This window comes from Burkholderia sp. E168m23 (assembly GCF_016586125.1).
Taxonomy (GTDB): Bacteria; Pseudomonadota; Gammaproteobacteria; order Burkholderiales; family Burkholderiaceae; genus Burkholderia; species Burkholderia orbicola.
Window position 1 is genome coordinate 1 of the sequence record NZ_BCPP01000480.1, and the last position, 5,333, is coordinate 5,333.

At 65.8% G+C, this 5,333-nt stretch carries 6 protein-coding genes; 2 read left to right on the forward strand and 4 right to left on the reverse strand.

Annotated elements, in window-relative coordinates; genetic code table 11:
* The 4 genes from JMF90_RS22555 to rimO form a co-directional block, all read right to left on the reverse strand.
* Nucleotides 1-997, reverse strand: a 997-nt coding sequence (locus JMF90_RS22555; protein WP_201325449.1) for a cystathionine beta-lyase, incomplete at its 3' end; no start/stop codon positions are given.
* A 114-nt stretch (nucleotides 998-1,111) separates the two neighbouring features.
* Nucleotides 1,112-1,654, reverse strand: coding sequence for a hypothetical protein (locus JMF90_RS22560; RefSeq protein ID WP_011549712.1), 543 nt, complete (start codon nucleotides 1,652-1,654; stop codon nucleotides 1,112-1,114).
* A gap of 118 nt (nucleotides 1,655-1,772) precedes the next feature.
* Nucleotides 1,773-2,699, reverse strand: a complete 927-nt coding sequence (locus JMF90_RS22565; protein ID WP_011549711.1) for a sugar kinase — start codon at nucleotides 2,697-2,699, stop codon at nucleotides 1,773-1,775.
* Between the two features lie 3 nt (nucleotides 2,700-2,702).
* Complete coding sequence (rimO, locus tag JMF90_RS22570) at nucleotides 2,703-4,064, reverse strand: 30S ribosomal protein S12 methylthiotransferase RimO (protein WP_011549710.1); 1,362 nt, start codon at nucleotides 4,062-4,064, stop codon at nucleotides 2,703-2,705.
* A gap of 558 nt (nucleotides 4,065-4,622) precedes the next feature.
* Between rimO and JMF90_RS22575 the strand changes: the two genes are divergently transcribed.
* Together JMF90_RS22575 and JMF90_RS22580 are read left to right on the forward strand one after the other, a co-directional pair.
* Entirely contained in the window at nucleotides 4,623-4,886 is a 264-nt protein-coding gene (locus tag JMF90_RS22575) for a transporter suffix domain-containing protein (RefSeq protein WP_011549709.1), read from the forward strand.
* A 144-nt stretch (nucleotides 4,887-5,030) separates the two neighbouring features.
* Nucleotides 5,031-5,285, forward strand: coding sequence for a hypothetical protein (locus JMF90_RS22580; RefSeq protein ID WP_011549708.1), 255 nt, complete (start codon nucleotides 5,031-5,033; stop codon nucleotides 5,283-5,285).
* Nucleotides 5,286-5,333: the final 48 nt, after the last annotated feature.

Sequence of the window (5,333 nt, forward strand, 5' to 3'; positions counted from 1 at the left end):
GCGACTCGACGAAACGGTCGACCTGCTCCGCGCTGTAGCGTTCGTCGAATACCACCGAGAACAGCCCGCCCGCACCCTTGAAATCGCGCATGAACGACGCGTGCCCCGGGCAGTCGGCGATCTGCGGATGCAGCACCGCGGCGATCTCCGGCCGCGCCTTCAGCCATTGCGCGAGCGCGAGCGCGCTCTTGCTGTGCGCATCGAAGCGCACCTGCATGCTCGGCAGGCTACGCAGCACGAGCGAGCAATCGTCGACCGACACGCCGATTCCGCAGCGCATCCGCGCGAGCTTCAGCTTCGCGTGCAGTTCCGCGTTCGCGGTGATCGTCGCGCCCATCAGCACGTCGCTGCCGCCCGACTGATACTTGGTCAGCGCCTGCACCGAAATGTCGACGCCGTGCTCGAACGGCTTGAACGCGAGCCCCGCCGAAAAGGTGTTGTCGATCGCGGTGACGATGCCGCGCGCCTTCGCGGCCGCCGTGATCGCGTGCACGTCGGGCACTTCCATCGTCACCGAGCCCGGCGCCTCGAGCCAGATCAGCCGCGTGTTCGGCTGGATCAGCTCGGCGATGCCGGCGCCGATCAATGGATCGTAAAAACGCACGGTAATGCCGAAATCGTTCGCGAGCCAATTGCCGAAATCGGCGTTCGGGCCGTATACGTTATGCGGAACCAGCACGTCGTCGCCCGCTTTCACGATCCCGAAGTAGACGTTCATGATCGCCGCGAGACCCGACGGCTGCAGCAGCGCGTGCGTGCCGCCCTCGATCTCGGCGAGCCGCTGCGCGAGCGCGAGCGACGTCGGCGTCGCATGCAGCCCGTAGCGCCACTGGTTGTCGTCGTGCCAGACCAGCGCGCGCATCGTCGCGAGATCGGGAAACACGACCGTCGATGCGCGCGCGACCGGCGGCACGAACGAGCGGAAGCCTTCCGGAATGACGTCGTCGGGTTGAACGATGCGGGTTTGCAGCGCGCGCTTGGAAGTGGATGCAGTCATGACTTGGAGGCCGGGCACGAGGCCGTTCGGTTGCGGAATATGTCGTTAGAGTAGCCAAAATCGGCGCGGTTGGCCCGATACAATGCGCGCCGCGCACACCGAGCCAGCACGCGCTCAGTCGTCGGGATGCAGGTTGACGACGCCGCCCACCGTCTCGATTTCGCGCACGTGGCCGTCGCGCACTTGCAACGCCGCGCGCTTGCCAGGCGCCAGGTGCAGCACGACCGGCTGCGGGTCCGATTCGTCCGAGTTCATCCGGTCGGCCTTCAGGTCGCCCGTCGCGTCGAAGCGGCCGATCCATACGCCGGTGATGTTCGTGCCGTCGTTCGACTCCTCGATTTCCAGCGTATCGCCGTCGCGGTCGCCCGCGAGCAGCACCACCTCGCCCGTATCGGCGAACTGGTATTCGCCGTGCACGCCTTCCTCGTCCGTCTTCGGGCCGAGATGCACGACGATCGGCCGGTCGCCGAGCGTGCCTTCGTAGCGCGGCAGGCGGGCGAACTCGGGATTCGGCTTCAGCGGCCGCGCCGGCGCCGGTTCATCCTGCTGCACACCCGGCACGACCGCCTGCGCGGCGCCCAACCCCGGCATCGCGATGCCCGCCACCAGCGCACCGGCGACGACGAGCGCCCGTTGCCATTCCGAATATCGACCCACCTTGTGTTGCTCCTTGCTTCAGATTCGCCCGGCAATCGCGGACCGTGCCGGGTCGAGACCCGGTTCCTGCTGACCGCGCAAGCGTGCGCGGCGAAGGCGCCGGCTTGCGTGTGTCGCGTCAGCCCTGCATCAGGCGTTCCACCGCCTCGCGGTGCGGAATCGGCGCGACCGCGCCGTAACCGGTCGTCGACAGCGCCGCCGCCGCGTTCGCATAACGCGCGGCCGCGAACGGATCGTCGCCCGCGACGATCCGCGCGACGAACGCGCCGCCGAAGCAGTCGCCCGCGCCGGTCGCGTCGACAGCCTCGACCGCGAAGCCCGGCACGACGCGCCGCTCGTTCGGCGTCGCGACATACGCGCCTTCCTTGCCGAGTTTCAACGCGACGACCCGCGGCCCGTGTTCGAGCATCGCGTCGACGATCGCATCGCGATCGTTCGCGCCCGTGAGCGCCGTGACGTCGTCCCAGCTCGGCAGGCAGATGTCGGTCTGGCGCAGCGCCTCGCGCATCACCGCGCGGGCACGCGCCAGCGGCCACAGCTTCAGGCGCAGGTTCGTGTCGAAGCTGACTTTCGCGCCGTGGCGACGCGCATGGTCGATCGCCGCGAATGCCGCGTCGCACGCTGCCGTGCTGATCGCAAGACTGATGCCCGACAGGTGCACGGCTTTCGCGGCCGCCAGCGCGTCGAGCGGCAAATCGCCCGTCGCATAGCGGCTCGCGGCCGACCCCGCGCGCAGATAGTCGAACTGGTGGCCGTCGGCGCCATGCGTGACGAAATACACGCCGGTCGGCGCCGAGCGGTCGATCCGCACGTACGTCGTATCGACGCGCTCCGACGCCCACATGTCGGCGAGCAGCCGGCCGAACGGATCGTCGCCGATCGCCGACACGAAGCCCGTCGACGCGCCCTGGCGCGCCGCCGCGATGCAGAAGTTCGACGTGTCGCCGCCGAAGCCCTGCAGGAATTCAGGATGCCCCGGCTGCGACTGGTTGAATTCGATCATCGCCTCGCCGAGCGCGAGGATCTCCGGGAATGCAGCGGCCATCGCTTACACCTCGCCCCACAGATCGTGGCCGTCGGCGCCCGTGATCTTCACGGAGACGAAATCGCCGACCTTGTAGCGCTTCGATGCCTTCGCCGCCGGCTCGACGTAGACGACGCCGTCGATCTCCGGCGCATCGGCGGCCGTACGGCCGATGCCGCCTTCCGCGCTGACTTCGTCGATCAGCACCTTGAGCGTCTTGCCGACCTTGCGCTGCATGCGGTTCGCCGACACTTCCTCGGCCACTTCCATGAAGCGCGCGCGACGCTCCTCGCGAACCTCGTCCGGCAGCGCGCCGTCCAGGTCGTTCGCGGTCGCGCCTTCGACCGGCGAATACGCGAAACAGCCGACGCGATCGAGTTCCGCTTCGCGGATGAAGTCGAGCAGCGTTTCGAACTGTTCTTCCGTCTCGCCGGGGAAGCCCGCGATGAACGTGCTGCGGATCGTCAGGTCCGGGCAGATCTCGCGCCACTTCTGCACACGCTCGAGCACCTTCTCGGCGTTCGCCGGACGCTTCATGCGCTTCAGCACTTCCGGATGAGCATGCTGGAACGGCACGTCGAGATACGGCAGCACGTGGCCCTTGAACGCACCTTCGGCCATCAGCGGAATCACTTCGTCGACGCTCGGATACGGATATACGTAGTGCAGGCGCACCCACGCACCGTACTGCGCGGCGAGTTCGCCGAGCGCGGCGACCAGGTCGGTCATGCGCGTCTTGATCGGCTTGCCATTCCAGAAGCCCGTGCGGTACTTCACGTCGACACCGTATGCGCTCGTGTCCTGCGAGATCACGAGCAGTTCCTTCACGCCCGACTTGAACAGGTTCTCGGCTTCCAGCATCACTTCGGCGACCGGACGCGACACCAGATCGCCGCGCATCGACGGGATGATGCAGAACGTGCAGCGGTGATTGCAGCCTTCGGAGATCTTCAGGTATGCGTAGTGACGCGGCGTGAGCTTGATGCCGGCCGCGGGCACGAGGTCGACGAACGGATCGTGCGGCTTCGGCAGGTGCGAATGCACGGCCTGCATCACTTCGCCCACCGCGTGCGGGCCGGTGACCGCGAGCACCTTCGGGTGGACTTCCTCGATCAGGTTCGAGCCGCTCGCGCTCGACTTCGCGCCGAGGCAGCCGGTGACGATGACCTTGCCGTTCTCGGTCAGCGCTTCGCCGATCGCGTCGAGGCTTTCCTGCACGGCTTCGTCGATGAAGCCGCAGGTGTTCACGACGACGAGGTCGGCGCCGTCGTAGCTGCCGGAGATTTCATAACCTTCGGCGCGCAGTTGCGTGATGATCTGTTCGGAATCGACGAGCGCTTTAGGGCAGCCGAGGGATACGAACCCTACTTTGGGGGATTGGGACATCTGGAATGTGGGGGCGTGGCAGCAAAAGCGTGAGTTTACAGCGATTTAGGGGCGGCGAGCCAAAATGAGCGCGGGGAAGGACCAGCGAGTGCCGGATCGGACGAGCCGCCCCATCGGCGATGCCGGGCGACGCGATCCCGCCCTGCTGCCGCCCTCTACCCGACGACAGGTATCGCCGCACGCTTTCGAAGCCGCCGCCTGCATGAAAAAACAGGGCCAAGGTGCCGTTTTTCGCTGTCCCGCTCGCGAACGGTCATGGGCGCAGATGCGTGCCGTGTGCCCGGACAATCCTATGCCGGCTGGCTATGCGTGGTTGAGCGCGCCTTTCCCTCCCAATTCCGAGCTCGACGTTCAAATGTCCATCCGCCCGCCCGGCGGTCGGGATTGACGTCCGTCACCACTGCCGCCCATAATGAGACGAACTACTCCGTTTATTAATTTCCTTGCCGCGAACCGGCGTCATCAGCACGAAACCCGCTGAGCGTCGGACGCGACTTCCCCGGCCAGGCAACGTCAGGGCAATCCACCCTGCTCGATCCACGTCAGAAGGACATTTCGATGCCCCGAGCAAAACAACTGAACATCAGAAAGAAGACCGGCCTGGCGCTACTTGGCGTCGTGCTCTTGTACTGGATCGCGGTACCGATCCTTCCGTTCACGTCCATTCCGAACAAGGCGTTCGTGATCCCGGCATTGGTCGTGATCGGCGAAATCGTGTTCGTCGCTGCCGTCGCGCTGCTGGGAAAGGAATACTGGGCCGAGATAAAAGGATGGGCGACTCGGCGCTTTTCAAGGAAAAGCGCGAGCGGCGCCGGGAAATAATGCGCTGTCGCCGGGGGCCGAATGTCAGCAAAGACGCAACGCCCCGTCGATCAAACGCGCTGACCAAGAATCGGCACGGCGGCGATCGGCCGCTATGCGAAAATCGCGGCATCCATTCCCTTCAATCGACCCAACGGGGCTCGCATGACTACCCACCTCACGATCGAATTCACCGAACACGCCGCAGAAGCCATCGGCGAACAGACCAGCACCAGCTTTTCCTACGACCAGGGCGCGCACGTCCCGCAACCGGGCGACTTCGTCGAACTCGAAAACTCCCGGCAGACGTTTCTCGTGATCGGCCGCGTGTTCTCGCTCAAGGCCAACTACAGCGCCGTCAAGCTCGTGCTCGACCTGCCGCCGTCGGAGGACGATCAGGATTTCGGCCCGGCGCACTGAGTTGCGACGAAACGCGTCACGGCTGTCAAAAATCGACGCGCATGCAAC

Coding starts and splice junctions, on each gene's coding strand:
- JMF90_RS22565 (WP_011549711.1), bottom strand. CDS start 2,699: ATGGCCGCTGCATTCCCGGAGATCCTCGCGCTCGGCGAGGCGATGATC.
- rimO (WP_011549710.1), bottom strand. CDS start 4,064: ATGTCCCAATCCCCCAAAGTAGGGTTCGTATCCCTCGGCTGCCCTAAA.
- JMF90_RS22575 (WP_011549709.1), top strand. CDS start 4,623: ATGCCCCGAGCAAAACAACTGAACATCAGAAAGAAGACCGGCCTGGCG.
- JMF90_RS22580 (WP_011549708.1), top strand. CDS start 5,031: ATGACTACCCACCTCACGATCGAATTCACCGAACACGCCGCAGAAGCC.